The 25,202-nt window shown below is 37.4% G+C and carries 22 protein-coding genes and 2 rRNA genes (1 of these 24 only partly in view); 11 read left to right on the top strand and 13 right to left on the bottom strand.

Annotated features, from left to right (window positions below; genetic code table 11):
• Positions 1–75: ribosomal RNA gene (locus tag RIV7116_RS25430) — 23S ribosomal RNA — on the top strand; it begins 2,744 nt to the left of the window's first position.
• 82 nt (positions 76–157) lie between these two features.
• Positions 158–275 (top strand): 5S ribosomal RNA (gene rrf / locus RIV7116_RS25425).
• Positions 276–490: 215 nt separating this feature from the next.
• On the opposite strand, the gene RIV7116_RS25420 is transcribed toward rrf, so the two are convergent.
• Positions 491–1,852, bottom strand: coding sequence for a DUF3370 domain-containing protein (locus tag RIV7116_RS25420; protein WP_015121202.1), 1,362 nt, complete (start codon positions 1,850–1,852; stop codon positions 491–493).
• A 767-nt stretch (positions 1,853–2,619) separates the two neighbouring features.
• Between RIV7116_RS25420 and hisH the strand changes: the two genes are divergently transcribed.
• Together hisH and rsmD are read left to right on the top strand one after the other, a co-directional pair.
• The gene (hisH, locus tag RIV7116_RS25415; protein ID WP_015121200.1) at positions 2,620–3,255 is read left to right on the top strand and encodes an imidazole glycerol phosphate synthase subunit HisH; all 636 of its coding nucleotides are present in this window, start codon (positions 2,620–2,622) and stop codon (positions 3,253–3,255) included.
• Positions 3,256–3,394: 139 nt separating this feature from the next.
• Positions 3,395–3,937 carry a 16S rRNA (guanine(966)-N(2))-methyltransferase RsmD gene (rsmD, locus tag RIV7116_RS25410; RefSeq protein WP_044291186.1) on the top strand — a complete coding sequence of 181 codons (543 nt, stop codon included), beginning with the start codon at positions 3,395–3,397 and terminating at the stop codon, positions 3,935–3,937.
• Between the two features lie 267 nt (positions 3,938–4,204).
• On the opposite strand, the gene petG is transcribed toward rsmD, so the two are convergent.
• On the bottom strand, positions 4,205–4,318 hold the full coding sequence (gene petG, locus RIV7116_RS25405) for a cytochrome b6-f complex subunit V (RefSeq protein WP_015121198.1): 114 nt from the start codon (positions 4,316–4,318) through the stop codon (positions 4,205–4,207).
• Positions 4,319–4,528: 210 nt separating this feature from the next.
• Between petG and RIV7116_RS25400 the strand changes: the two genes are divergently transcribed.
• Both RIV7116_RS25400 and RIV7116_RS25395 read left to right on the top strand, forming a co-directional pair.
• The gene (locus RIV7116_RS25400) at positions 4,529–4,903 is read left to right on the top strand and encodes a cytochrome c (RefSeq protein ID WP_044291185.1); all 375 of its coding nucleotides are present in this window, start codon (positions 4,529–4,531) and stop codon (positions 4,901–4,903) included.
• Positions 4,904–5,004: 101 nt separating this feature from the next.
• A complete protein-coding gene (locus RIV7116_RS25395; protein ID WP_044292341.1) occupies positions 5,005–6,174 on the top strand; it encodes a RuBisCO large subunit C-terminal-like domain-containing protein in 1,170 nt (389 codons plus the stop codon).
• Between the two features lie 42 nt (positions 6,175–6,216).
• Here RIV7116_RS25395 and RIV7116_RS25390 read toward each other — a convergent pair whose 3' ends face one another.
• The 7 genes from RIV7116_RS25390 to RIV7116_RS25365 form a co-directional block, all read right to left on the bottom strand.
• Positions 6,217–7,002, bottom strand: coding sequence for a hypothetical protein (locus tag RIV7116_RS25390; RefSeq protein WP_015121195.1), 786 nt, complete (start codon positions 7,000–7,002; stop codon positions 6,217–6,219).
• Between the two features lie 570 nt (positions 7,003–7,572).
• The gene (locus RIV7116_RS36060) at positions 7,573–7,722 is read right to left on the bottom strand and encodes a hypothetical protein (RefSeq protein WP_157229467.1); all 150 of its coding nucleotides are present in this window, start codon (positions 7,720–7,722) and stop codon (positions 7,573–7,575) included.
• 114 nt (positions 7,723–7,836) lie between these two features.
• On the bottom strand, positions 7,837–8,175 hold the full coding sequence (locus RIV7116_RS25385) for a XisI protein (RefSeq protein WP_015121194.1): 339 nt from the start codon (positions 8,173–8,175) through the stop codon (positions 7,837–7,839).
• Positions 8,163–8,582, bottom strand: coding sequence for a XisH family protein (locus tag RIV7116_RS25380; RefSeq protein WP_015121193.1), 420 nt, complete (start codon positions 8,580–8,582; stop codon positions 8,163–8,165). The genes RIV7116_RS25385 and RIV7116_RS25380 overlap by 13 nt, the downstream gene beginning before the upstream one ends.
• 221 nt (positions 8,583–8,803) lie before the next feature.
• Entirely contained in the window at positions 8,804–10,531 is a 1,728-nt protein-coding gene (locus tag RIV7116_RS25375; protein WP_015121191.1) for an ABC transporter ATP-binding protein, read from the bottom strand.
• Between the two features lie 383 nt (positions 10,532–10,914).
• Positions 10,915–11,904 carry an NAD(P)/FAD-dependent oxidoreductase gene (locus RIV7116_RS25370; RefSeq protein WP_015121190.1) on the bottom strand — a complete coding sequence of 330 codons (990 nt, stop codon included), beginning with the start codon at positions 11,902–11,904 and terminating at the stop codon, positions 10,915–10,917.
• Between the two features lie 170 nt (positions 11,905–12,074).
• Positions 12,075–12,647, bottom strand: coding sequence for a peroxiredoxin (locus RIV7116_RS25365; RefSeq protein WP_015121189.1), 573 nt, complete (start codon positions 12,645–12,647; stop codon positions 12,075–12,077).
• 179 nt (positions 12,648–12,826) lie between these two features.
• On the opposite strand from RIV7116_RS25365, the gene RIV7116_RS25360 reads away from it, so the two are divergent.
• Complete coding sequence (locus RIV7116_RS25360; RefSeq protein WP_015121188.1) at positions 12,827–13,246, top strand: Fur family transcriptional regulator; 420 nt, start codon at positions 12,827–12,829, stop codon at positions 13,244–13,246.
• 335 nt (positions 13,247–13,581) lie between these two features.
• Here RIV7116_RS25360 and RIV7116_RS25355 read toward each other — a convergent pair whose 3' ends face one another.
• Complete coding sequence (locus tag RIV7116_RS25355; RefSeq protein ID WP_015121187.1) at positions 13,582–14,892, bottom strand: pentapeptide repeat-containing protein; 1,311 nt, start codon at positions 14,890–14,892, stop codon at positions 13,582–13,584.
• A 188-nt stretch (positions 14,893–15,080) separates the two neighbouring features.
• Positions 15,081–16,037: an alcohol dehydrogenase catalytic domain-containing protein gene (locus tag RIV7116_RS25350; protein WP_015121186.1), complete on the bottom strand. Its 957-nt coding sequence runs from the start codon at positions 16,035–16,037 to the stop codon at positions 15,081–15,083.
• 385 nt (positions 16,038–16,422) lie between these two features.
• On the opposite strand from RIV7116_RS25350, the gene RIV7116_RS25345 reads away from it, so the two are divergent.
• Positions 16,423–17,934, top strand: coding sequence for an NAD(P)/FAD-dependent oxidoreductase (locus RIV7116_RS25345; protein WP_015121185.1), 1,512 nt, complete (start codon positions 16,423–16,425; stop codon positions 17,932–17,934).
• 136 nt (positions 17,935–18,070) lie between these two features.
• On the opposite strand, the gene RIV7116_RS25340 is transcribed toward RIV7116_RS25345, so the two are convergent.
• Positions 18,071–20,311 carry an NB-ARC domain-containing protein gene (locus RIV7116_RS25340; protein WP_015121184.1) on the bottom strand — a complete coding sequence of 747 codons (2,241 nt, stop codon included), beginning with the start codon at positions 20,309–20,311 and terminating at the stop codon, positions 18,071–18,073.
• A gap of 131 nt (positions 20,312–20,442) precedes the next feature.
• Between RIV7116_RS25340 and RIV7116_RS36055 the strand changes: the two genes are divergently transcribed.
• The 3 genes from RIV7116_RS36055 (at position 20,443) to RIV7116_RS25330 (ending at position 24,216) form a co-directional block, all read left to right on the top strand.
• Positions 20,443–20,592 (top strand): hypothetical protein, encoded by a 150-nt coding sequence (locus tag RIV7116_RS36055; protein WP_015121183.1) that lies wholly within the window; start codon positions 20,443–20,445, stop codon positions 20,590–20,592.
• A gap of 923 nt (positions 20,593–21,515) precedes the next feature.
• Positions 21,516–22,358 carry a phosphoenolpyruvate carboxylase gene (locus RIV7116_RS25335; RefSeq protein ID WP_015121182.1) on the top strand — a complete coding sequence of 281 codons (843 nt, stop codon included), beginning with the start codon at positions 21,516–21,518 and terminating at the stop codon, positions 22,356–22,358.
• A gap of 502 nt (positions 22,359–22,860) precedes the next feature.
• Positions 22,861–24,216, top strand: coding sequence for a cytochrome P450 (locus RIV7116_RS25330; RefSeq protein WP_015121181.1), 1,356 nt, complete (start codon positions 22,861–22,863; stop codon positions 24,214–24,216).
• Between the two features lie 113 nt (positions 24,217–24,329).
• On the opposite strand, the gene RIV7116_RS25325 is transcribed toward RIV7116_RS25330, so the two are convergent.
• Entirely contained in the window at positions 24,330–25,118 is a 789-nt protein-coding gene (locus RIV7116_RS25325) for a class I SAM-dependent methyltransferase (protein WP_015121180.1), read from the bottom strand.
• Positions 25,119–25,202 lie beyond the last annotated feature (84 nt).

Genomic DNA, 25,202 nt, shown 5'->3' with positions numbered 1-25,202 from the left:
CCGTTAATAGGTGGTAGGTGGAAGTGCAGTAATGTATGTAGCCGAGCCATGCTAACAGACCGAGGGCTTGACCTCAAACCAACAATCATTGTAAATACAAACAAAATTATTCGCGTTAATATGCAGCCTTCAGGGACTCTGTATTCCCTACAAGTTTCCTGGTGCCTATGGCACAGTGGAACCACACTGATTCCATCCCGAACTCAGAGGTGAAACGCTGTTGCGGCGACGATAGTTGGAGGGTTGCCTCCTGTGAAAATAGCTCGGTGCCAGGTTTTTAATTCAAAACAAACCAAAAAACCCTTCTGTAATACTCAGAAGGGTTTTTTGGTTTTTTTTAATTCTGTAATTTCTTGACGATATAAATTTTTTACATACTGAGTGTCTTAACTTACACATTTCTGATAAATTGGTGCGTGACGGTAAATTTTAAAAATTTCGTTACAGTTCATAAATTACCGTAACCGTCACAGCACCCTACGAGAAAATTTTATTTATCTTCCGTCTCAACTGTAAGTACTTGCGGTGGTGTCGCATCTGGGGGATAAAGTAAATCAACTTCTACAAGTCTTTTACCACCTGGTTTCATATTCAATATTGTTAAAGGTTTTCCTCTTTCACCTCTATTTTGCACTAAATGTAGGTAGCGAGTACGCGGTAATCCTTTATCATCTGTATAACGCAATCTTAGCGTACCGCGAAAGAAAACTCGTTTAGATGGATTATCAAAGAAGCGCAATCCATCTTTGGTTAACTCATCTTCCTTAATTGGTGTTTGCAATGATACTTTTACGGTCTGCGGTGCTGAAGATTTATTTAGTAAGGGTAACTGTAAACTGTACCAAATCCCATAATTGCCATGAGCGTAATATGCGGTATCGGAATAACGTGCTAACATTTTAGCACTTTGAATTTGATCGGTTCCTAAAGTTCCGCGATGTAGGGTAGCGATACCGTAGGAAAAAGCTTTACCAGGTTGAGGAATTGTTAAATAAGTTTTTTTAGGACTATCGACGACTAAAGAATTCCATTGAGAACCCTTTGCAACTCCCGATACTCTGCCGTAAATTATTGGTTTGTTAATGTCTTCTGGTGGTGTAGGTGCTTTATCTCTTGGTCCTGCTAAATCACCGTTATCAAGTAGATTTTGCCATTCTTGTAAAGTTGGGGGACGTTCGCTCTCATCAGCATTAGTAGGTGCAAACATTGCTAAAGATGCAGCATATACCTTATCACTACTCCACAGTCGCATTAAGGTAGAACGTCCATTTATAGGTGGTTCCAGTTCTTTTACTGGAATGGGTGCATTCATCATCATGCGACTTTCCCCTGCTGGAATTGTTAGTTGAGCAGGTATTGTCGATTGACGACGTTTTCTAAGAACATCACTCGTTACTCTACTTCCGGGACCTGCAAAAACTCGACCAAAATAATTATTTTTTTGGGATGGTAAATCAATAAATGGTGCATCCGGTTGACTTAAATAGCTTGCTCCATGTAATACATTTATCGTTACAGGTTGTGAGGTTGGGTTATGCAGAATTATCCCTAAGTATAACGTCCTTAAATCATCCGGTGCAGATGCTTTGGCAACATGATGGGCAAATATATCAAAACGTCCTTTAAAAGGAAAATTAAGATGTGCTGAGGACACTTTTTTTCCTTTAGACGGAAATGTCGAAAGCAGAATTCCTTCTTTGAGAACTAATTCCGGACTGTTGCTATTAAAAACTGGAATGTTATCAAGTTTACCCGGTAAAGGACGCACTTGTTGTGGTTGTACTACTTCTACAGGTGCCGGGGTGGGAGTAGTTGTTTGAGCGATAGGAAAATTAAGTAAGAATGAGAACATATATCCTTAGTTTTTGCGTTTCATTAAAGACGCACCTATATCGATGAAAGTGCCTATCTATCAATCTATGAATCATAAATTAACAGCAAAATTAGACATTTTTATTTGTCAAAATAATAACGTGAATAAGTATGAAGCAATTAATAATTTAAGAGACTACGCACCTACCTAAAACTGAATCATAAAACCATTCAAAACAAATTCACCTCTCAAGTATTTGATGTCAACCCAGAAAAGCGATGTTGGCTTTTAATTGTTTGAAGTCAACAGTTATATACAACACATAATACTCCTACCTATATTATTTACTGTTGCCGTAATATATCTGTACTATAGTAGTTATTAGATGTTGATTAGAAAATTAAGTAATAGTAGAGATGAACAAGTTGGTTTCTATTCACTCAATTCTAAAAAAAAGTTCTGAGAAAGCGTCAGATCTACTATTTTTCTCACTTAATTTTTGAAATTAATGGCTTATTACTTTGCATGATTGAGCCGCTTAGAATAGCATAGAGTTAAAAGTTCACTGTTCTTTAATTTTCCTTAAACTAACAGGTTGTAAATTTCCAGGTAAAATTAGCTTTGAGAATCAAATTAACTATGACTATAACAATGTAAAGTAATTTTAAGCAGTAAGTCTTTAGAGCAAATTGATTTGTAACGTATAAGCCAAATTTTGTTCGGAAGTTAATAACAATCTTTGCGGCACAAAATTTATTATTTAAGATTGTTTACCCTCCATCTATAAATTTATCGGGAGTAGGTTAATGGCGGTAATTGCAGTAATAGATTATGACATGGGAAATTTGCACTCAGTTTGTAAGGCTTTAGAAAAAGCTGGTGCAACCCCTAAAGTTACAAGTTCTGCCAAAGATTTGGAAAGAGCTATGGCAATTGTATTGCCTGGAGTTGGTGCCTTCGATCCGGCAATGCAAAATTTGCGATCGCGAGGTTTGATTGAACCAATAAAAAATGTAGTGGCTTCAGGTAAACCTTTTTTAGGAATATGTCTGGGAATGCAAATTCTATTTGAATCGTCTGAGGAAGGAGTTGAAAATGGATTAGGAATCATTAAAGGAAAGGTGAGACGTTTTCGCGCGGAGTCGGAAATAAGAATTCCTCATATGGGCTGGAATCAGTTGGAAATAACTCAGCCACGGAGCCTTTTATGGGAGCATTTACCACCCCAACCTTGGGTATACTTTGTTCATTCTTTCTATGTCGATCCAATAGAGAAAAAAGTGAATGCAGCAACCGTAACTCATGGTAGTCAAACTGTAACTGCTGCAATCGCTTACGATAATGTAACCGCAGTTCAGTTTCACCCCGAAAAATCTTCTAATGTAGGACTACAAATCCTTTCTAATTTTGTCTCTCAGGTACGTGAAAAAGTCGCTGTTTAATAAATTGCAAGTATTCCATATTTAATTGTCAATGCCAATGATTTTAATTTAATGCCAGAGCAATGCTGTGTGGTTTCTGCTATAGAATAGTGGCAGCAAGTTTTACTATTGTCGCCAAAATCTCTAAAGACGCGAAAACATTTTGTTAAGAATATACGGTAAACGTCAGTTAAAAACATTACCAGGGAAGCAAACCAGACCTACAAGTGCGAGAGTAAGAGAAGCTATATTCAATGTTTGGCAAGGAAAGATTGCTGATTGTCGCTGGTTAGATTTATGCACCGGAACTGGTTCTATGGGTGCAGAAGCTTTGTGTAGAGGGGCTAAACTCGTAGTTGGTATAGAAAAATCTAAAAGTGCTTGCGGTGTCATAAAGCAAAATTGGCAGCAAGTAGCAAGTTCCGAACAAATATGGGAACTTTTGCAAGGAGATATATTACAGCAATTACCCAAACTCAATGAACAGCAGTTTGACAGAATTTATTTAGATCCACCTTATGCAAGCGATTTGTATAAACCGGTTTTAGAAGCTATTGCTCGCTACAAGCTTTTAGATCGAGACGGAGAAATCGCAGTAGAGCATAATCCCAAATTATGGACACCACCACAAATGCCAGATTGGGAAATTTGCCGTCAAAAAGTTTATGGCAACACCACCGTCAGTTTTTACAGTTATCAGTGAACAGTTATCAGTAACCAGCGAACACTATCTATTCTCTTCAATAGGATACTTTATTGGGAAACGCTGATGTTTACTCACGGGGATTCCGATTCTACCAATAGCTGTTAAAACGTCATTTAACAGCAAAAGTCCTCTAGAAGAGGACTAAATAAAATTTTGCGTCCACTTTAAGGACTTCTGTTTTCAAAAATAAACCTATAAATTCACCAGCATGAGCTAAAGATATAAGTAACAAGCTGATAACTGGTAACTCTTCACTGATAACTTTTACAGTCCCAGCTCGTTGCCGCGCTTGTATTGTTCGTAGGCTTTATAAAACAAACCAGCTAAAGTAACAAAAACTAAACCTAAAACCATTCCATCAAGTAGAGGTTCAACCATTAGAGTCTCCCGATCGCAGTTTTTCATATTTGTTTACTGTCTTTCATCTTATCAAAGAAAGTAGCCCTAGAGCGCTCCTAGAAAGAATTTGAGGTGCATTTTGGGTAGGAAAATTGGCGATTAGTGCTTGCACAGACAGTCAAGAACTTTTAAGCTATGTGTATGAAATGAAATATTTTTTTGTAGACACCGACTTTGACAGCAAACCTTTTGGATAACCAGATTACCAAACCGGATACTCTAATGGGGCGAATCGCATTCTTTTCGTTAGCGGTTTTGCTAGCAATCCTATTAGGCATTTTTGCTGTAAACATGGTGAGAACTTCCGATCCCTATATCAAAAGTGTACTTTCTAAAACAGGAAATCCTACTCAAGGACACGCAATTTTTCAAATTAACTGTGCTGGCTGTCATGGTTTGGAAGCAACGGGAAGCGTAGGTCCTTCTCTACAAGCAGTGTCCAAACATAAATCTCGCTATGGACTGATTCACCAAGTTATTAGTGGAGATACCCCGCCAATGCCAAAATTTCAACCCAGTACGGAAGAAATGGCCGATTTGCTCAGTTATTTAGAAAGTCTTTAACCTGGGTAATAGATTGATAAATTTAATTTTCTATTCCCCACTTCACTCTTTAAAGCTAAATTGAATAATTGAAATAATTGAGTAAAGTCATAAATGACAAGCTGATGATTGAAGTTGATTATCGTTTTCCGCCCGGAGTAGATGCCCAAAAACAAGCTAAAGTTATTGCTGTTGGACAAACTGCGGGTACTTGGGATGCTCGTTTTGCTCACCGAGAAGCAACTTTAAGCAAGCATCTTGGACAAGTCATTGCAGTAAAAACCGAAGATAATACTGGTTATAGTCAAGCAAAAGTTAGGTTCCCCGAAGCAAACGTCGAGAATGATATTTCCAGCTTGCTAACAATGATATTTGGTAAATATTCAATGGCAGGGGCTGCAAAAGTTGTAGCAGTAAAATTATCCGAGAATTATGGTTTGTTACCTAAGCTTGGTATTTCTGGAATTAGAGAAAGACTCGGAGTATTTAACCGTCCTCTAATTATGGCAATATTTAAACCAGCTTTAGGACTTAGTGCCCAAGACCATGCTGATATTTTAAAACAAGTTGCTTACGCAGGTCTAGATATTATTAAAGATGATGAGATTCTTGGAGACTTAGATGTTGCTCCTACCTTGGAACGTCTTAAAGCTTGTCGTCAAGTGATTGATGAAATCAAGCAAAAAACCGGACGCACTATATTGTATGCCGTTAACGTTACCGGAAGTGCAGATAAATTATTAGAAAAAGCGCGTTTATTAGTAAGAGAAGGCGCTAATGCATTGTTACTTAACGTACTCCCTTACGGATTCTCAGTACTGCAAGCATTAGCCACTGATGCAGATATTAATGTACCTATTTTTACTCATCCAGCCCTTGCAGGCGCTTTGTGTGCGGCTCCAGACCACGGTATATCGTATTCTGTAATACTAGGAACTTTCATGGCTCATGGGGGTGCTGATGCGGTGTTGTATCCAGCACATTATGGAAGTTTACCCTTTGATGCATCAGAGGAAGCAAAAATCAAAAATAGCTTGCGCGATCGCAATGTTTTTCCGGTTCCTTCTGCGGGTATTCACCCCGGCATCGTACCTCAAGCAATAGCAGATTACGGTGATGATGTAATTTTGAATGCGGGTACGGGAATAATGGATCATCCCGATGGTGCTGCTGCTGGAGTCAAAGCATTTTTTCAAGCTTTGGAAAAAGTCGAGAGGGGAGAGTCTTTTGAATTGGAAAGTTTGAATGATGGTGCCCTGAAGCGAGCTTTGCAGAAATGGGGAAAGAAGTAATCATACCTCACACACAGGTATAAGTTAGGAGTTATTAAATTTTTAACCTCTAACTTTTGATTGCGCGAATTTTGAGAATACAGCAATTACTGCAAGAAGCAATATGCCTGATAGCGCTACTATTTTCAAATTTAAATTTTCCCAATGTTTTATCGCGATCGCAGCTAATGCCCATACTGTAACACCACTATACGTAAAATCTTGACGCTGGGTAAGTGAAAGAGTGGCTATAAAAGTAGCAGTAATCACCATAATTGCAGTCCATGTTTCAGCCGGGATGCCGAAACCGTTCCAGTTATTAATATACAAAGCACTGGCAATATTAACGATAGTCGCAACACTTATCCAACCGAGATAAATGCCGATAGGATAGCGAATAAACCATTTTTCAGGGCGGGATGCAGGTGTAACTCCAATTCCCAAACGCAGATAGATAACTATTAACGGTATTAAAATCCACAACATTGCAATCACAGAAGCTGCAAAATACCGCGATAAAAACAGATACACCCAAACACATTGAGCTGCGGATGCAATAGTTAATAAATATCCAGTTTTACGTAAATTCGGGTTATCTCGTTGGGATGGTAAAACTTGATAAATCGCAAAAGCAAACAAACCCAGGTAAATTAATCCCCATATGGCAAAGGCATAGTTAGCAGGAACTATTAAAACGTTTTTGAATAAAGCATTGGATACTCCGCCAATGGTAAGTCCATTAAGCGGAAAAATATTTGATAAGACGTTAACGATAAAAGCTAGTATTACGGCAGCTAGAGTAACAAATTGCCGTAAACTATCTCCAGAATTTTTATTAGACTCCTGCATAGAATTTTGACCTACCGCTTACTATCTATGCTTGATAGCCTATATTGTCTTGGGATAAATATTCAAATCGTATTAAAGTTTTTATTATTTTAATCTTGATTTCCATAGATAAAACTAATACCAAGAAAATATTGTAACCCTATGTTACTTTTATTTGGTATCATTTGTATCAGTTATAGAAATTTTAAAAGGTTAACATTTTAGAAGTTTAGATAGATAAAAAATCTATTTAAATACAGTCAAATTTTGGTTTGCCACAGAATTGCATTTATCGTAGTAATTCTTGCGATTTATCAAGAAAGGTAGATGTTCCCCGTATGCAGTTTAGGGGTTTCGTCTTTGCGTTCGATTTTGGAGGCGAACGTAATATGAAGTTTATCATAATTTTATCTTTCGGAGACAAATATAGTTATTTTAAGCTTTACTAAAAGTTAGTTGACTTGACTTTGATGAGTATAACGTTACCTCACTCAGTGATTATTGAGTGAGGTTTATGTATTGGTGTTTTGGTTGGCGATTGTCATATTGTTTAACTTGTTGGATGTAGCGAGCAAAGATTATACTATCGCTTTAATTATAAATCCGACATAAATTCAGTACAAAGCCCGATAAAACCTCCTCACCGAATAACTCTGGGGGATTTTCTAATATTTCTACTGTCTTACCAGGTTGATAAGTTTCTACTTGCTGATGCTGTGGATCGAGCAACCAGCCAAGTATTGCGCCATAAGCAAACTATGTAACAGAATGTAAACTTAACTCAAAAAGCCTATTTAGCTGGAATTCAAGCTTGTTTGCAAAACTAAATAAAGAATAACTTACTTTACAGATGAATCATGAAGCTGCAAATTCCGAAATCTTTCTTTCTTCAAAATCTCTAAAACCCAAAACTACTTTATCTTTGGAAATTCCCTCAGCAACCAAGTCTATAGCAACACCTTCTTCAGTTCCATCGTGCTGAATCCAAAGTTTATTATCAATAATATCTATATGTATTAAAGTACCATAAATACGATAACCATTTTGCCATCCAGCTTCTACTAAAAGATATCGATTGCGTTCCCTATCAAATACCAATTCTATTTGTATGTTGTCATCATCACCTAAAAATTCAGCATAATCTCGCAGTACTTTTTCGATAATGTCGGGATAATTAGAATTCAAGGAATCCATCGGACAATTTCCTCCTTAATAATATCGAAGGTAAATAAACGAATAATGCCATCTTCAAGTAAAGTTTGACCTGCTTCTTCTTCAAAAACTCTTTTACGAGTATCTTCACTAACTGCAAGATAAAGAATATATTCTGGATAATAACGTTTTAATAAAGGAGCATACAAAATAAACTGACCAACTGCTTGTTCTAAATCTTTCATATCGGAAGCACCGATAAAGCTTTTCACTTCAACTGCTATTTTTTCAACTCCTTTTTCTGCCGCTAAAAATCTTTCTGCCCCTAAATCTACAAAAAGATTTCTTCCGCGAGCTAAACGAATCCTTAATGGATCTCGGGTAATTGTCCAACCATCTTTAATTAAAGCATTTTTAACAGTTTCGTGATATTTATCTTTTGCGGGCATAATTGTATACTAATTCATGTCTATAAATCGCAATTCAATTAGAATATAATTTTTATCATAAATTAAATAAATTAATTATGGATGCATACGAGTTAGTAGTTCGATATGATAAAGGAGAACGAAACTTTAATGGTATTCAATTATATATCCAAGATGATGAACTTAATTAAAAAAAATTCTTATATTGGTAGCTTCCTTGGACATTGATTATATTTTTATCATTAACTAAACTGCCGCGCATAAAACCTGGCATACCGACGCTCAAAAGCCAACAATTCATCATGGGTTCCCGATTCCACAACTTCCCCATGTTCCATCACTAAAATTCTGTCGCATTTCCTCACAGTACTCAAACGGTGAGCAATGATAAACACCGTGCGATTTTCCATCAATCTTTCCAATGCTTCCTGTACTAAAGCTTCCGATTCCGAATCTAGTGCAGATGTCGCTTCATCTAAAATCAAAATTCTCGGATTTAATAATACAGCACGAGCGATCGCTATTCTTTGTCTTTGTCCACCAGATAATTTCGCGCCGCGTTCGCCAACTACGGTATAATAACCATCGGGCATTTGACTGATAAAATCGTGAGCGTTGGCGATTTTCGCTGCTTTCTCAACGTCTTGCATATCAAATTCAGTTTGTCCGAAAGCAATATTTCCAGCTATCGTACCCGAAAACATAATTGTTTCTTGGGGTACTATTCCAATTTGTCTTCGCAAACTATTTAACGTCACATCTTTGATATCAACACCATCAATTAATATTTGACCTTTTTGAGTATCATAAAAACGCGGTAAAAGATTGACAAATGTGCTTTTACCGGCACCGGAAGCTCCTACGAGAGCGATTGCTTCCCCCGGCATTGCTAATAAATCAACATCTTGAATTACTGGTTTACTTGCTTCGTATGCAAAACTAACGTGGCAATATTCCACTTTGCCAGTAACTCGGGGAAGAATTATCGCGTCTGGTTTTTCTACTACCGCTTGCTTAATTGCTAATAATTCAAAAACTCTGTCTACAGAAGCTTCCCCTTCTTTAAATAAATTATAGTTATTAGTAGTATGACTTACGGGATCGATTAATAAAGCTGCCGCCGAAAGATAGCTAAAAAACGTTCCAACTGTAATATTTTCAATAGAAATCTGCCAAGCAGCGAAGAATAATAATAATATAAAACTTAATGCCTGTAAAAATCCAATAATTGGAATTTGAATCGCTTTTAATCTTTCCGTATTATATTTAGCCTGCAAAGTACCTTCCGCTTCCTTACTAAATCTAGCAACTTCGTAAGACTCCGCCGCAAAAGCTTGAATAATCCGGATTCCCCCAAACACCTCTGTTAAAATTGCCGATAAATCCGATATTTGATTTTGGCTGCGACGAGAATACTTTTGCAGGCGATCGCCAAACCAAGCAATCAAAACTGCCATCAAGGGAGCAATAATTAATGTAGCTAAGGTTAGTTGCCAGCTAAGGTAAATCATGTATATGGGAATGGCAATTAACTGTAGCGAAGAAGGGATAAAATCGTGAAACATTTTGTGGACAACTTCCCCGACTCTATCGACATCTTCGGTAAGTCGGTAAGATAAATCCCCAGCTTTAGCGGTTTCAAAGTAACTTAAATTCAACTTTTGTAGATGAGCGTAAACCTGCTTGCGGAGATTAAAAGCTACTCTTAAAGCAGCCTTTGCCATGTAAATATCTTGAACTGACTGAAAAAATCCCCTAATTAAGAAAACTGCCGCTAATATAACCGCAAGCTTTGCTATTTCTAAAACATTACCTTGTCCAAAGGGAGTTGCTAAATCTTCAACTAGCTTAATTAATCCCAAAGTAGCTATCACGTATCCGATAATTCCCACAAAACCTTTCGCAATAGTCTGCCACTGGGGACGGATATAAGGTAAAAGTTGCCAGTAATTAGAACGATTCAAGCTCAAAACCCCGAATGATTTACCATTGTTCAGACGGTATCAGCTTTATGGTAGTTTCTCAAATAATTGGGAATTGGGGATTGGGTAATTGGTAATAGGTAATTGGTAATAGGTAATTAACATACAACAAAGCTTTGATTTATTAGAAGTAGGATGAGGAGAAATTTCATTACCATTAATTTGTCCTCAAATAAAAATTGTGGTATGGTAAAAATATAATAGGAATAGGTGTGCCTATATAGAGTCTGTTTTAGAAAAAATCAACGGGTAAAATCAAACTTCTCCAATATTTACCCTATCCACAGAATAATTAGTTCGTTAAGCTTATCTATGGAGTTTGGTAACAGCGAAATTCAAGCCATTACCAATTACCAATTACCAATTACCAATTATCTAATATTCGCTTCCCACTTCCTTGGTTGACTTGCTCGACGAATATTCCGCCAGATTTGAGTGGCTGCCATTGTTCCATCTGCGACTGCAACAGAAACTTGATTCAATCCTTTTTTCAAATCTCCTAAAGCAAAAATACGTTCGTGACTGGTTTGAGCTAAATCATGAGTTACTAAATTTTCACCATCCCATTCCAACCCATCAATACCCTTCAAATATTTATTGTGGTAAATCGAACCCATATTAATTAAACCAGTGGTTGCTTCAATTATCGTGCCGTCTTCTAATTCAACACCACTCATTTGATGCTTTTCACCCAAGAATTTAGCAATCTTCTTTTCGTAAAGGGGATAACCATGTTCTGCTAACTTCTGCTTCATCTCGTCACCCACTTCACATAATCCGTGAGTCAACACCGTAATATAAGGAGTAAACCAGTTCATCACAAAAGCAGCATTAATTTGAGACTCCTTCCCTGCAATCAAAACTGCTTTTTGATCCCACATATCAAAACCATCACAAATCATGCAGACGTGCAGTGTATACCCTGCATAATCGTAAACATTCTGCATATTTTCTAATTCGGGTAAAACATCAATCACACCCGATGCAGCAATTAAATATTTACTTCTAAATACTTGATAAACGCTGTCTTTCCTACCAATTTTTACTTTAACTGCAAAGGTATCGCCTTCCTCAGTAGCATCTTCTACAAACCCCTGCAAATGATCTGCACCCCATTCAATCGCTTGCTTTGTAGATTGATTGACAATCGAACATCCGCTAGTATCTGGACTTAAGCCAACATAATTTCGTAAATCCTGCATCCATATAGAACGTCCCTTTCCTTTTTCAATCACGAGACATTTGAGTCCATAACGAGCAAGATAAATCGCAGCCGATAAACCACCCATTCCACCGCCAACCACGATGGCATCGTATACTGTATCCGCACGTTCGGCAAGATTCTTTTTATTCAGTTTCATAATTACCACTCCTTCTTATCAATCAAGATTGTAGTAAAAAATATTGTTATAACAGCCTTAAATATGTATATTACCTTCAGCAACCAAGACAACCATTAAATAGCTGCTTTTCAAAAAGTTTGAGGGACAATAATGCCCCCAAACTTGCTGTCAAATCCAAAATTTCTCGACTATCCTACAAATGCACGACGAGGCTCGGAAACACCAGCCGATTTACCTCCCTTTAGATAAGCCAACATGGTATCAGCGTCGGAAACCTCAAAAGGATCGATGGGACAGTTATCTCCAAAGTTAGGTTCAACGAACATCTTTTCAATAGTGCCATCATTCACCAGCATGGAATAACGCCAAGAACGATATCCGAAACCTAAATTTGACTTATCAACAAGCATTCCCATTTTGCGGGTAAATTCACCGCTGCCATCGGGAAGCAAGTAAACATTCTTGGCTCCAATTTGCTTACCCCATTGGAACATTACAAATGCATCATTTACAGAAACGCAGATGATTTGATCTACACCTTGAGCCTTAAATTCATCATATAATTCTTCGTAGCGCGGTAAATGATTTGAAGAACAAGTAGGAGTAAACGCACCTGGCAAGGAAAATACCACAACTTTCTTACCAGCAAAAATATCTTCAGTGGTTTTGTCTTCCCAACGATAAGGATTTGGTCCTGCTACCGACTCATCACGAACCCGAGTCTTGAATACAACGCTAGGAACCTTTTCTATTGCAGCCATGATAACCTCCATCAAATAAAACTGATTCGTTACTAACTCAGAATAATTCTTAAATAAGAATAGTTCAATAGAGATAATTACTCATTTATTATTTTCAATATTTTGTTAAAATAATACTAGTATATAAAATTTTGTCTTTAAATTTACCCTTATTGATTGAAAAGGTAAAAATAAGCGATATGAAGAAACAAGCTTCGGAAATAGTTCAAATATTAAAGTCAAAGGGATTGCGAGTAACCCCCCAAAGGTTTGCAGTGTATTCCAATCTGCTAAATCGTCAAGATCATCCCACAGCAGAACAGATATTAATCAGTTTGAATCAAGATAGTCCCACTTCTTCCCAAGCGACAATATATAGCTCTTTGCAAGCTTTGAGGGATGTAGGTTTGGTGAGGGAAGTTTTATTAGACGAAGGTGTATGTCGTTACGATGCTAACATTGCATCACACCATCATTTCCGCTGCAATAAATGTGGCAGTATTGAAGACATTGATTGGCAGCAGGTTGAAGGTATTAGTTTCAAAGGTCTACGTTCTGGGTTGACTGTAGATAATTACGAGTTGACGGTAAGAGGTGTTTGCGATTCTTGTCAGAATTAGGGTTCCGACCTCTCTTCTTACAGCAAAGAGGCTTAAAGTTCCCCCATTTCCTTGCAGGATACTGCTGGTGAATCAGGGGTTTGACCCCTGATTCATACAAAAGCAACGGGAGCGATTTACATTATCATCAGGCTTTTGAAGCGTAAAAACCTGCTTTTTATCAAATAAACGTCGCTAAAGATTCTTAAACCACCGCAAAAGTCGCTTAATCATGCTGCCGTAATCTATAGCCGTGTTATTACTTAGATAGTCGCAAAATTAGATAAGCAACAATGTTTTTAGCTGATAATCCTTCACCTACAGCTAATTACCCATTATCCATTACCCATTACCAATTACCAATTCTGACTAAATATCGCTCCCCGTCGCATCAAATCATCTTTCATCTGTTGAAAAATTCCGGGATTATTTGCAAATCGAGTATTTTCAACATTGGCACCTTTAAAATTAGCTGCATCCAGGAAAGCATTACTGAGGTTAGCACGTCTGAGGTCGGCACTAATAAGGTAAGCTGCATCAAGATGAGCATTTTTGAGGTTAGCACGTTTGAGGTCAGCACGGATTAAATTTGCACCGCTTAAGTAGGTTTTTATCAAATTGCAGCCTCTGAGATTAGCATCGCTAAAATTTGACTGAATTAAATTTGCACCATTAACAATTGCATCGCTCAAATTGGCTCTGCTGGCATCAGCATTACTCAAATCGCTATTTATGAGATTGGCGCATCTCAAGTCAGCTTTTCTTAAATTTGTATAGCTCAGGTCTGCATTTGTCAGGTTAGCATTATTAAGCTTGGCATTTTCTAAATTGGCTCCCTCAAGATTGGCATTAGTGAAATTAGCCCCTTCAAGATTGACATTAGTGAAATTAGCTCCTTCCAGGTTGGCATCGCTGAAGTTAGCATCGCACAGATCGATACCGCTAAGGTCGGCATTAATAAGATAGGTACAGCTAAGATCGACACCAACAAGATTTCGTTGCTTAACTTGCTGATTAACAATTTTCCAAACTAACAACCATTTATCATCCAGCTTTGTCTGGGAATCAATTATCGTACCGCTGAGATTGGCATAAAAAAGGTTAGCATTGCTCAAGTCCGCACTTTCAAGATTAGCACCACTAAGGTCGGAACCGTTAAGGTCTGCACCTGCTAAATTAATTCCTTTGAGGTTGGCATTAGTTAAATCTTTACCAAAAGCGCCATTTTCAAAAATATCTCGGACTAAATCGGATTCTTCTGCTGTTTCTTTCCTCTCTTCCCTCAAAAAAAACACATCTTTAAGAGGAATTCCCAATACTTCCAACAATCTTCCTTCTACAAATAACTCTTGAAGTTTCTCCAGGCAGGAAAGCGAACCTTTTAATTTAATGCTTCCTTCTTCTAAATTTGTAACTTTTAATTGCTTATCACCTGAAATTTTTCGCAAATGGGTTTCAATTATTCTCAGTCTTACAGGATTAATTTCATGTACGCTACCACTAAGAACAAATACTAATTCTTTTATGGCAATATTCTTTACGCTATTATCATCGTTTGGTAGCATATTTACGGTGTCATATTGAATAGAATTACTATCAATAGGCTCGCTAAAATTACCACTATTTGCACCAAAATCATTTTGTTTGGGTAATTTGCTATCCGTCATATTTCTTACCAAGTGAATTATTCAAGCTTGTATCTCAATTTACATATCTAACACATCGATATCCGGTTTGGTTTGTAAAATTTGTAATAGGGAATGGGAATTGGGGATTGGGCATTGGGAATGGGGTGATGTGATTTTAATTTTCTGCCTCCCTCACTCCCTCACTCCCTCCCTCACTCACTCTCCCCCTATTCGCTAATATTCAACAAAACCTTCTGCGTTCCTTTTGTTTGCGCGCGCTCAAAGGCGGCAAGCCCTTGATTTAAAGGATAACGAGCATCAATTAAAGGTTGAACGTCAACTTTTTCTTGTGCTAAAAGTTCCAAGGCTGGGGCAAATCTACCGCAACGGGAACCAATTAATGTAATTTCATCGACGACAATTGCCGATGCATCTAAAGATAATTTTCCTGCATAGGTACTTTTGAGTACTAATGTACCTCTGGGGCGTAATGCACTTTGCGCGATCGCGAAGCCCTCGGGGTTACCGGTGCATTCAACGGCAATATCAAATGTACGTTGTTGAATGTCTTGGGCAAATCCTGTTTTGATTCCCCTAGCTTTAAGATTGGCGAGTTTTTCGTCATGTCTACCCACCGCAAGCAAATCGCATCCAGTAACAGCAAGAGTTTGAGCTACTAATTGTCCTAATTTTCCATCCCCAACCACTAAAACTTTATCGTCGGGATGAATTTTGATTTGGCTTTGAATTTCTAAAGCAGCAGCTATGGGTTCTGTAAATGTTGCAACTTCTGTAGGAATATTATCGGCAACAGGATAAAGATTTTCGCTTGGTAAAGATAAGTAATCAGCAAAAGCCCCATTACGGTTGACAATACCCAATACAGTACGATTTTCGCAGTGAGTGGGTTCGTCACGCAGACAAAACTTACAATGTCCGCAAGCTGCATTAATTTCACCTACAACCCGGCGATTAATTAAATGTTTTGGTCCTTCTTCCACAACTCCCACAAATTCATGCCCTAATATTCCCTTATAAGGATAGTAACCGCGAATCAATTCTAAATCGGTATTACAAATCCCCGCACACAATACTTTAACCCGTGCCTCCCCATCTTTAATTTCTGGCTCGGGAATATCAGTACGCAATTCCAGTTGATTGTTTTCCAGCCAAAGTCCTTTCATCTTTTCTCTTCAACTATTTCTAAACACTTTTATTTATTAGAACAGTTTTTTGACAATTGGTTTTAGCCCGATGCAATACCGTCTTTACCTCACCCCGCCGTATCGCTCCCCTCTCCTTGTTAAGGGGTGAGGTTTCACAAGTTTATAAATACAACCAGAAAACTTATGTAGAGACGTAGCATTGCTACGTCTCATATGATGTGCGTCAAATCCCCCAAACCTACTTCCTTCTTCCCTCTTCCTTCACTTTAAATATCGGTAAATTTGCATAAACTTCTCAAACCGTTCCCTAGTAATTAACAGAGCGGTTGAAACAAACAAAAATTTCACCGCACATATCAAACTTTAACTCATATTAATACACACATCGCAGAGGTATCTTGTCATGGAAACCAAATTTATGTTGCAAATGTCCGAATTAGCTAACACCGAAACCAAAAAGCATATCACTATCTTGGGTGCGGGAGTTGCTGGTTTAGTTGCTGCTTACGAATTAGAAAAAATGGGTCACACGGTTGATATTATGGAAGCTAGCAACCGCATCGGTGGTAGAGTTTGGACTCATCGCTTCGGTAGCGAATCCGATGCTCCTTATGCCGAACTCGGTGCAATGAGAATTCCTAGCGACCACCAACATACTCTACACTATGTTGAAGAGATGGGTTTAACCGATAGATTGTGTAAATTTGTCACCGTATTTGAAGAACAAAATGCTTTCATTAATATTGAAGGCAAAATCTTCAAAATGAAAGATGCTCCTAGAATTTTTCAACAGCGCTATCAAGGAATTTTTACTGACGAACGTTACAGCGAAAAAACTCGATTGTTTGCAGCTTGGTTAAAAACCATTGTCGATACCATCTCCCCCGGTAGTTTACGAGAAAGCTTAGATAATGACCTTAAATCCCATTTGATGGATGAGTTGGAAAGATTGGATTTATCTCGATATTTCTTAGAAAACGGTGAAAAGATTGATTTACAACTCTTTGTCAAAGAAAATCCTGGTTTTCGCGCTCGTTGCAGTAAAGCTTTAGATATGTTCTTGGGTGACATTGTAGTTGAAACCAGTTCCGATTTACTACAAATTAAAGGTGGTACTCAACTTCTAATTGACCGTTTAGTTGATTCCATCAAAGCAGAAATTAACTGCAATCGTCCAGTTGTCGGAATTAAAGTTAAAGACGGTTATACTCAAATCGATTATTTAGAAAACGGCGAAAGGAAAACTCGTAACTGCGATTATGTTCTTTGCACAATTCCCTTCACCGTCATGCGGAAAATGGAATTATCGGGATTCGACGACAGAAAAATCAATTCCATTCACAATACAGTTTACTGTCCGGCGACAAAAGTTGCTTTCCACACCAAAGAAAACTTTTGGGAAAAGCAGGGAATTAAAGGTGGTGCTTCTTTTAGCGGTGCTGGTGTGCGTCAAAGTTACTATCCTTCAGTTAAATTTAACCAAGATTTGGGTAGCGTGATGTTGGCTTCTTACACAATTGGTGATGATGCCGATCGCTTGGGTAATATGAGTGAAACTGAGCGTCACGGTTATGTCAAAGATGTTGTATCTAACGTACACCCGGAATTACAGCAAGAGGGAATGATTCAAGATGTTGCTTCCATTGCTTGGGGTAACTACGAATGGAGTGCCGGTGGTTGTACCGTACATTGGGATGATTCCAACCACACTGCTAACTATTTAGAAGCAGCTAGAGCGCAAAATACCTTATTCTTCGCTGGCGAACATTGTTCAAAGTATCCAGCTTGGTTACAAGGTTCAATTGAATCTACATTAGAAGCTGTTTACGATATCGTTTCCCATCAAGCTTCTGTTCCTGCTGTAACTGCTTACTCTTCGACAACTGTTACTAAGAAAGAGCTTGTTACCGTGTAATTCAGTTGAGAGTTATTAATTATCAGTGATTAATTATCAATTACTAATTATAAAGATTTGAATTAAAAATATAGATGTGTGTTGTAAAGGTGTCCGGAAGTTTTCAGGACATCCTTTTTATTTTTCTCAGCAAGCTTTAATTATCCAAATCATCGAGCAGCACGGACATTTCACGAGCATTTTCCTGCATTCCTTCATTGTTAAAGCATTCAAGCGCCTTATTTCCCCAATGCTGTGCCTTATCTATATTTCCACGCTCTTTTTCCAAGCGTGCATAGGATGCTTGATAATGCCCAATACGTCTTTCCTCTTTACTTTGCGTTGCCACAAATAAACCTGAATTTAATAATTTTTCTGCTGCCTCAAACTCTCCCTTGCATGTTAATATTTGACCCAACCAGTTTTGACCGTAGTTAACAAATCTTTGCCAGTGAATTTTATCTCCTTTCTCAATAACTTCTTCAAATAACATTTGTGCTTTGTCTAAGTTATGTTGGTAATAGTTAAACTCACCTTCATAGTAAGCTGCGAATACTTGTTGACGTACTTTTTGAACTTCTTCTAAATCGGATTCTGCAATCAATGTTTTTGCTTGATTAATATATTGAGGGCATTGCGAATACCTACGCATTCTTAGATATAGAACAGCTCTATAAATGGTTAAATAAATTCGTGTTTCATAGTCTACTACATCGATTAGATTGTAAGCTTCTTTCAACAATTCTTCTGCTTCATATTGACTATCACCGCGCATTAAAATTAGTATCCAAGCGTTCTCTGATAATCCTTTGGTATATATTGATAAATCTCCACGCTGTTTGGAATTTTCCAGCAGCCATTGCCACCAATGGCGACGTGTTTCCCAATAACCATCAAGGTCTAAATAAGAATCTAAGTTTAGCCACAGAAGCTTGAAAGTGTCATAACGATTGTTAGCCGCACACCAGCTTAAAACTTGTTCTAAATTTCTCCATTCTGGATGCAGGTAATTATCATAATTGTACCGCCAACCTTCCCAATCTTTTCCTCCATATTCACGACTAAAATCGATATAGAAATTAACCCAACGCTCATATGCTTGCTCTTTAAATTCTCGATCTGTATCTAATTCTGCTGAAGCATACTCGCGAGTCAAATTTAATATTTTATAACGTTCTTCTTCTTCGCGAACTAAAGATAGTTGTTCTAATCTAGCTAAACCTTCTTCTACAGCGATTGGATCGGTTGTCAAGCCAGCAACTTCAGCTACAGCATCTCGAGTAGGCGCATCAGTAAAAATAGAAAAAGCAAGCAATAATTTATAGGTAGCTGTCCCTTTCAATGGTTTTACAGAACGTTCAAAGCAGAAACGAGCTATATTTTCAGTTAGTGTATCTTTTGAAAGAAAAGTTCTTGGCTGTATGATTCTATTAATTGAATACCCATTTGCTCTTTGTCCAACAGCATAGATAAGAGCAAGTGGAATTCCACCAAAGCGATGATAAATTTTTTCACACTGCTGCTCGGTTAGTTGTACGTTTTTTAATGCTGCTTGCTGGTTAATTAGTTCAAGGCTACTTTCTTCTGACAAAGAATCTAATTTTATAGATGAATATAAAACTATTTTTTCACGAGTAGTTATTACTGCCTGAGTAGAGGAAGGTAAATCGCATAGAAAACTAAGTACTTCTTCTCTATCTTGACCTGTAATAGTCTCCATATTGTCAATAATTAGAAGAGTAGATTGTTGTTTCAGTGTGTTGTATACCTGTAATATCTGCTTTTTACCTTTTTCTATCATAATTTTCGGGTCTGCTAAAGTATCAGAAATAACCCTAAATATATCCATTAATGTTGTTACTCTTATTGGTCTTATGAGAACACCGCAAGGGAAAAGATAACTATCTTTTGCAGAAATGAAAATAATCGCATCAAATATGGTTATGTGTGTGCTTGGTATATTTAAGCTACATCTACCATCCTTCGCTTGCCAACAAAGATAAGCCGCTTCCATTACAAGTGCTGTTTTTCCCACTCCTCCAATTCCATTTATAACAGTAATATGTTGACGGTAATCGGGATTAATATATGTTAGTAACTCTCTGAGTTTATCGTCTCTGCCAATTAAATTAGAGTAATCTCGAACGGGTAAGTTACACAGTAAGTTTGACTCATCTTCATCTTCTATATCAATTGCAGCAATTTCTTTTATGTCAAGGTTTAATCGCTGGCATATTTCGTAAAAGTTGAGATAACTCACGGGTTTTCCATTAAAAAATCTACTGACTGTGTCTCTTGATATCCCCAAATCTTCTGCTAAATCTTGCTGACGTGCGTAACCATTACTCTTTATTGCAAACTTTACTTTCTGGATGTATCGAGCGGCAACTTTTGGCATTTTCTGTACCTCTATATTTACTGATGTGATTTACAAAAGGTTTGTAGCAACAAAAGTCAGGTATTACTCTGACATGTTTTCTGACAGCATGTTGGTTCAATAGAAAATATAAGAACTACGAGGGTAATTCAATGACTTCTACCGACTGGGACTTCGTCGAAACTCTGTTAAAAATTGCAATTATTTTTATCACCTTTCCTGAAAATACGTTGCTGCTATTAGCTGTACTGCTGATGGGAATTATTTATTCTTGGTTGAAGAAGAAAAAGAAAGCAGAGTAATTGATTCCACTTATTAAGCTGCGTCAAACTCATATCGTGTATCTTGTCGATCAACTGGCAATATACACATAGCTAATTAAGCCAGCGTAAAAATTCTAACTATGCCACTGGGAGCTAAACGCAAACTTAGTGTCTCCCCGTGGAAGATAACATTTATATAAAGTCTTGCAGAGTAAGATAATTCCGCAAGGCTTTGCGCTTATGTGCGCCTTATTATAGGGTTGTGGTAAATATTTCATTCTGTTTAAGTTTATTAAACCAGAAAATAGTTTTCTCTCCTTAGGAAGTCCCATTCAGACTTCATTACTGAATGCTGCAAGATACCTATAGCTTCGCTATCGCCTCACTCAGAAGTTTTTATCATCCCCGAAAAACAGAAACTTTGATTTAATCAAGTCTTAAGGGTATAGTTTCGGTAAAATAAGAGTCGATAAAATTGGCTTTGCAAGAAATGGTAGCTCTTGATATCAGCGAAGCCATATAGCGGTTGAATAGATTAGAGCATATCTTTTATCCCTATTTAAGGTACGTCAGACAAGATAAGCAGTAGAATAGGCATTAAAACCCAAAACTCATATGCAGCAAGAGCTATTCCAACCCCAGCCGCAAAACAAATGATTAACTATTTAAGTTAAATCTCTATAGGGCATAGCATTTTTAACACTCTATACACCTATGAACCGTAAATCTATCTCCATGACAAGAGCAATGTTTTTAACACAATATCAACTTGATAATAATATTCTACTACGCAAAGTTACCTAAAAACTATTTCTTTAGATATATTTTGACAGAACTTTGACAACAATGTCGTTTATGTAGTCTGATTTACCGATCTAAGCCGGATAATTGATTTATTTTTGACAAAACTTTGTCACAATAAAACGGAATTAAAAGTAGACTCTTGTCAGGAAGCAAAAGATATGGCTAATCAAAGCATTCGAGTACAAATGTCTCCAGAGACTAAGCATTTTTTGGAAAATCTAGCAGAAAAGTATGGTTGCATATATGGTAAAAAACCCTACATCAGCGGGTTGTTAACTCAAATAGCTGATGGGAGATTAGCCCTCAGCCGCTCTGCCCCCTCTCAACGTAGTTTAAGCTTTTCTCATCTCTCGCTGCTCAGGCTGCAAATCTGGCTGCCAAGCGGTATCAGGGGTTCATTCGCATTTATTGCGAGTAAAATAGCGGATTTTAATGGAAATATCTTTAAATTCCAAGTTGAATCTGAAAAGCATCCTGTTTTAGTGCAAATTGTCCTATGTATCCCCGAAGATGCTGACTTAAAAAGTCTTATTAAAACTTTGCAGGAGATAAAGATTCAAGATGTGATGAAATTTAATCAAGCTGATGAAATATTAGCCGCATTAGAACAAACAAAAAACCATAACCGTAATATCTACAAGAATCCAGACAAAGATGACCAAAAATTACAGTTGGAGGAAAGATTAGTTGATGAAATTATGAATCAAAAATTACTACTTGATATAGCTTGTACAATTGGTTTGAGGTTAATGGCACATAATCAAGTAGGTATTTTGGCTCAAGTAATGTATGACATTGCAAAACAAGGATTTTTCATATCTTCGGTAAAGCAAGATTTTGATTTTGAAGGTAAAGATGTTATCGAACTACTTATTACTTTACATCCAACTTCTCAAAGTGAAATGCCTACAGAAATAGAAAAAATTAATACCATCGCTAAAATCCTTAAAAAAATACCTGGTATTAAAGATGTACAACATTTAGGGATAGATTATTTATAAATTAATTTTCTACTATCCGCTTAACTTCTGGAAGATGCGCTAGAAGGTTATAGTAAAGGGTGTATTTGCCTCCACCTCTGGCGTATCAACATTCTGACGCTAGCATCGAGAAAATTTTAAAGAATAAATAGGATGATGATAGTAGCGGTAATCCTTAAAATTGCTCTGCATTCAGCCAAATCGTAGTTAAAAGCGAATAAATGATTGATTTAAAATTTTTAGCATCACACTTTGATATACAATCAACAACAACTAACCATAGAAATTAGCTGGTTGAAAACTCCTTCTACAAGATTCAGGTTAAAATCCGCGATAACTTTGGGAAGTGTAAACTGAATGTAGGACATAGCCAATAAATTTAAAACCAATATTTAAAAGCTTACGATTACACATGATGTTTTGGGAGCATCTTTTTGATCGGGAATTCAATCACTCCCCCCTCTCCCCCTCTTCCCGCTCTGATTCGATAAAATAATAAACAATTAGAATTGGGGGAAGCTTAATGTCGAGTCAATTACCGAATTGCATTTCCACACCTCCTTGGTGGCAATTAATCAATTGGATTGGCGATCCAATCCAATTTCAGAAGAAATACAGCCAGAAGTATGGAGATATTTTTTCTATGCGATTATTTGGACTTGGTTCTTATGTAGTTATTGCTAATCCCCAAACCATCCAAGAACTTTTTAGCAAAGATGCTAAATTTGATATCGGCAGAGCCAACGCACTCGCAGAGCCTCTAATTGGCAGAAATTCTTTGATGATGATGGACGGCGATCGCCATCGAAGAGAACGAAAGTTATTAATGCCTTCGTTTCACGGTGAGAAAATTCAAGTTTACGCCCAACAAATTATCGATATTACCGAAAACATTACCAGTAAATTGCAAATCGGCGAATCTTTCATTGTTCGCTCTACAATGCAGAAAGTCAGTTTAGAGGTAATTTTACAAGTTGTTTTTGGTTTAAGTGAAGGAAGCCGCTACGAACAACTTAAACCTTTACTTACCGATTGGCTCGATATGACAGATTCTCCGCTACGTTCAAGTATGCTGTTTTTCAAATTCCTACAAAAAGATTGGGGAAGTTGGACTCCCTGGGGAAAGATGAGAAAAAGACAGCAGCAAGTTCGCGATTTACTTCAAGCAGAAATTGCAGAGAAAAGAAGCAAAACAGAAACATTAAATAAAAATAATAACGTTCTCAGCTTAATGATGTCTGTACGTTATGAAGATGGTCAAGCAATGAGCGATGAAGAATTAACAGATGAACTGCTAACCATCTTATTTGCCGGTCATGAAACTACTGCTACAACATTAGCATGGGCTTTCTACCAAATTTATCAAAATCCAGACGTACTTGAAAAATTACAAATTGAATTGGCAAGCTTGGGAGAAAATCCTAACCCATTAGAAATTGCTAAACTTCCCTACTTATCAGCCGTATGCCAAGAAACTCTGAGAATGTACCCAGTACTTCCAGTGCTTTTTCCACGCATCGCTAAATCGCCAATAAAAATAGGCGGATACCAATTTGATGCTGAAACCACATTTATGCCAAGTCTCTATTTAGTACATTACCGAGAAGATTTATATCCCAATCCCCAAAAGTTTCAACCACAACGTTTTCTGGAACGACAATATTCCCCTTCCGAATACTTTCCCTTTGGCGGTGGAAGTCGCCGATGTTTGGGATATGCTCTGGCTTTATTAGAAATGAAGTTAGTTCTAGCAACTATTATCTCTAAATATCAACTTGCTGCCTTAGACAATAAACCCGTAAAAATCCAGCGTCGCGGTTTCACTCTTGCTCCTGCTGGTGGAGTGAAGATGGTAGTTAAGGGAATTGGTAATAGATAATTGGTAATGGGTAACGAATATTAGCAGTAATTCCCTAATGTTTTTCGCCAGATTATTAATGCAGCAAGGAGCATATTGGCGCTTTAACAGGATAACTTCAATTAAAGTCGTTTTTATTGAGAACCTATACTTTGAATAAAACGATAGCCAACATCATATCGTTTTTGCTTGCGTAAATGCCCATATTCCTTATCCCATCTTCCCGTTTCCAAATCTGCTTCTAACTGCAACAACCCTTGTTCAACTTCAACAGCATCTATTTTCACAAACGAAGAAATACCATTACGAATATTAGAATCGAGATACAATTCCGGTCTTGCCCATCCAACTGCGGCAAACGAATCCGATAAATTATGCGGCAATCGAAAAGGAACTATTTTTACCCTATTCCCCGTAACCGCATGAATCTCCTCGGTTAACTCCGACATTGAAATAAAACTAGATTCAACATCTTTAATAAACGAAGGAAAATATTTAGTTAACCAAAAGCCTGAAATCATTGCCGGGTCGTAAGTTAACAATAATATCTGACCATTTTCACCTACAACTCGATGAATTTCACGCAATGCTTGCCGATAATCTTGAAAATGGTGAAAAGCAAGCATGATTATCGCCGCTTCTGCCGACTTATTAGGTAATGGTAAATTTTCTGCATAACCATCAATCCACTCAATGCTGGGATGGGATATCGCCTGACTTCTCATCGTCGCCGAAGGCTCTACCGCAAGAACTTCATACCCATGTTCGGCAAGGAAGAATGCATAAGAACCAGTTCCAGCACCAATATCCACAATTGTAGAAGCTCGCGAAAATTCCAACAGTTCTAATAGTTTTCTCGCTATACGCGGATCTCTTTTCCTCGTTTGAGCATAGGCTTTCCCTATCTTGTCGTAAAGCGCCATCTTCCCTCACCTTAATCTTGAAAAGTAAATCTAGCACTCACCCATCAAAACCTAAAAAATTACAGGTTCTTTAATTTTAAAGTT

It is taken from the genome of Rivularia sp. PCC 7116, assembly GCF_000316665.1.
In the GTDB taxonomy this organism is placed as follows: Bacteria; Cyanobacteriota; Cyanobacteriia; order Cyanobacteriales; family Nostocaceae; genus Rivularia.
This window is presented reverse-complemented; position numbering and strand designations above follow the sequence as displayed.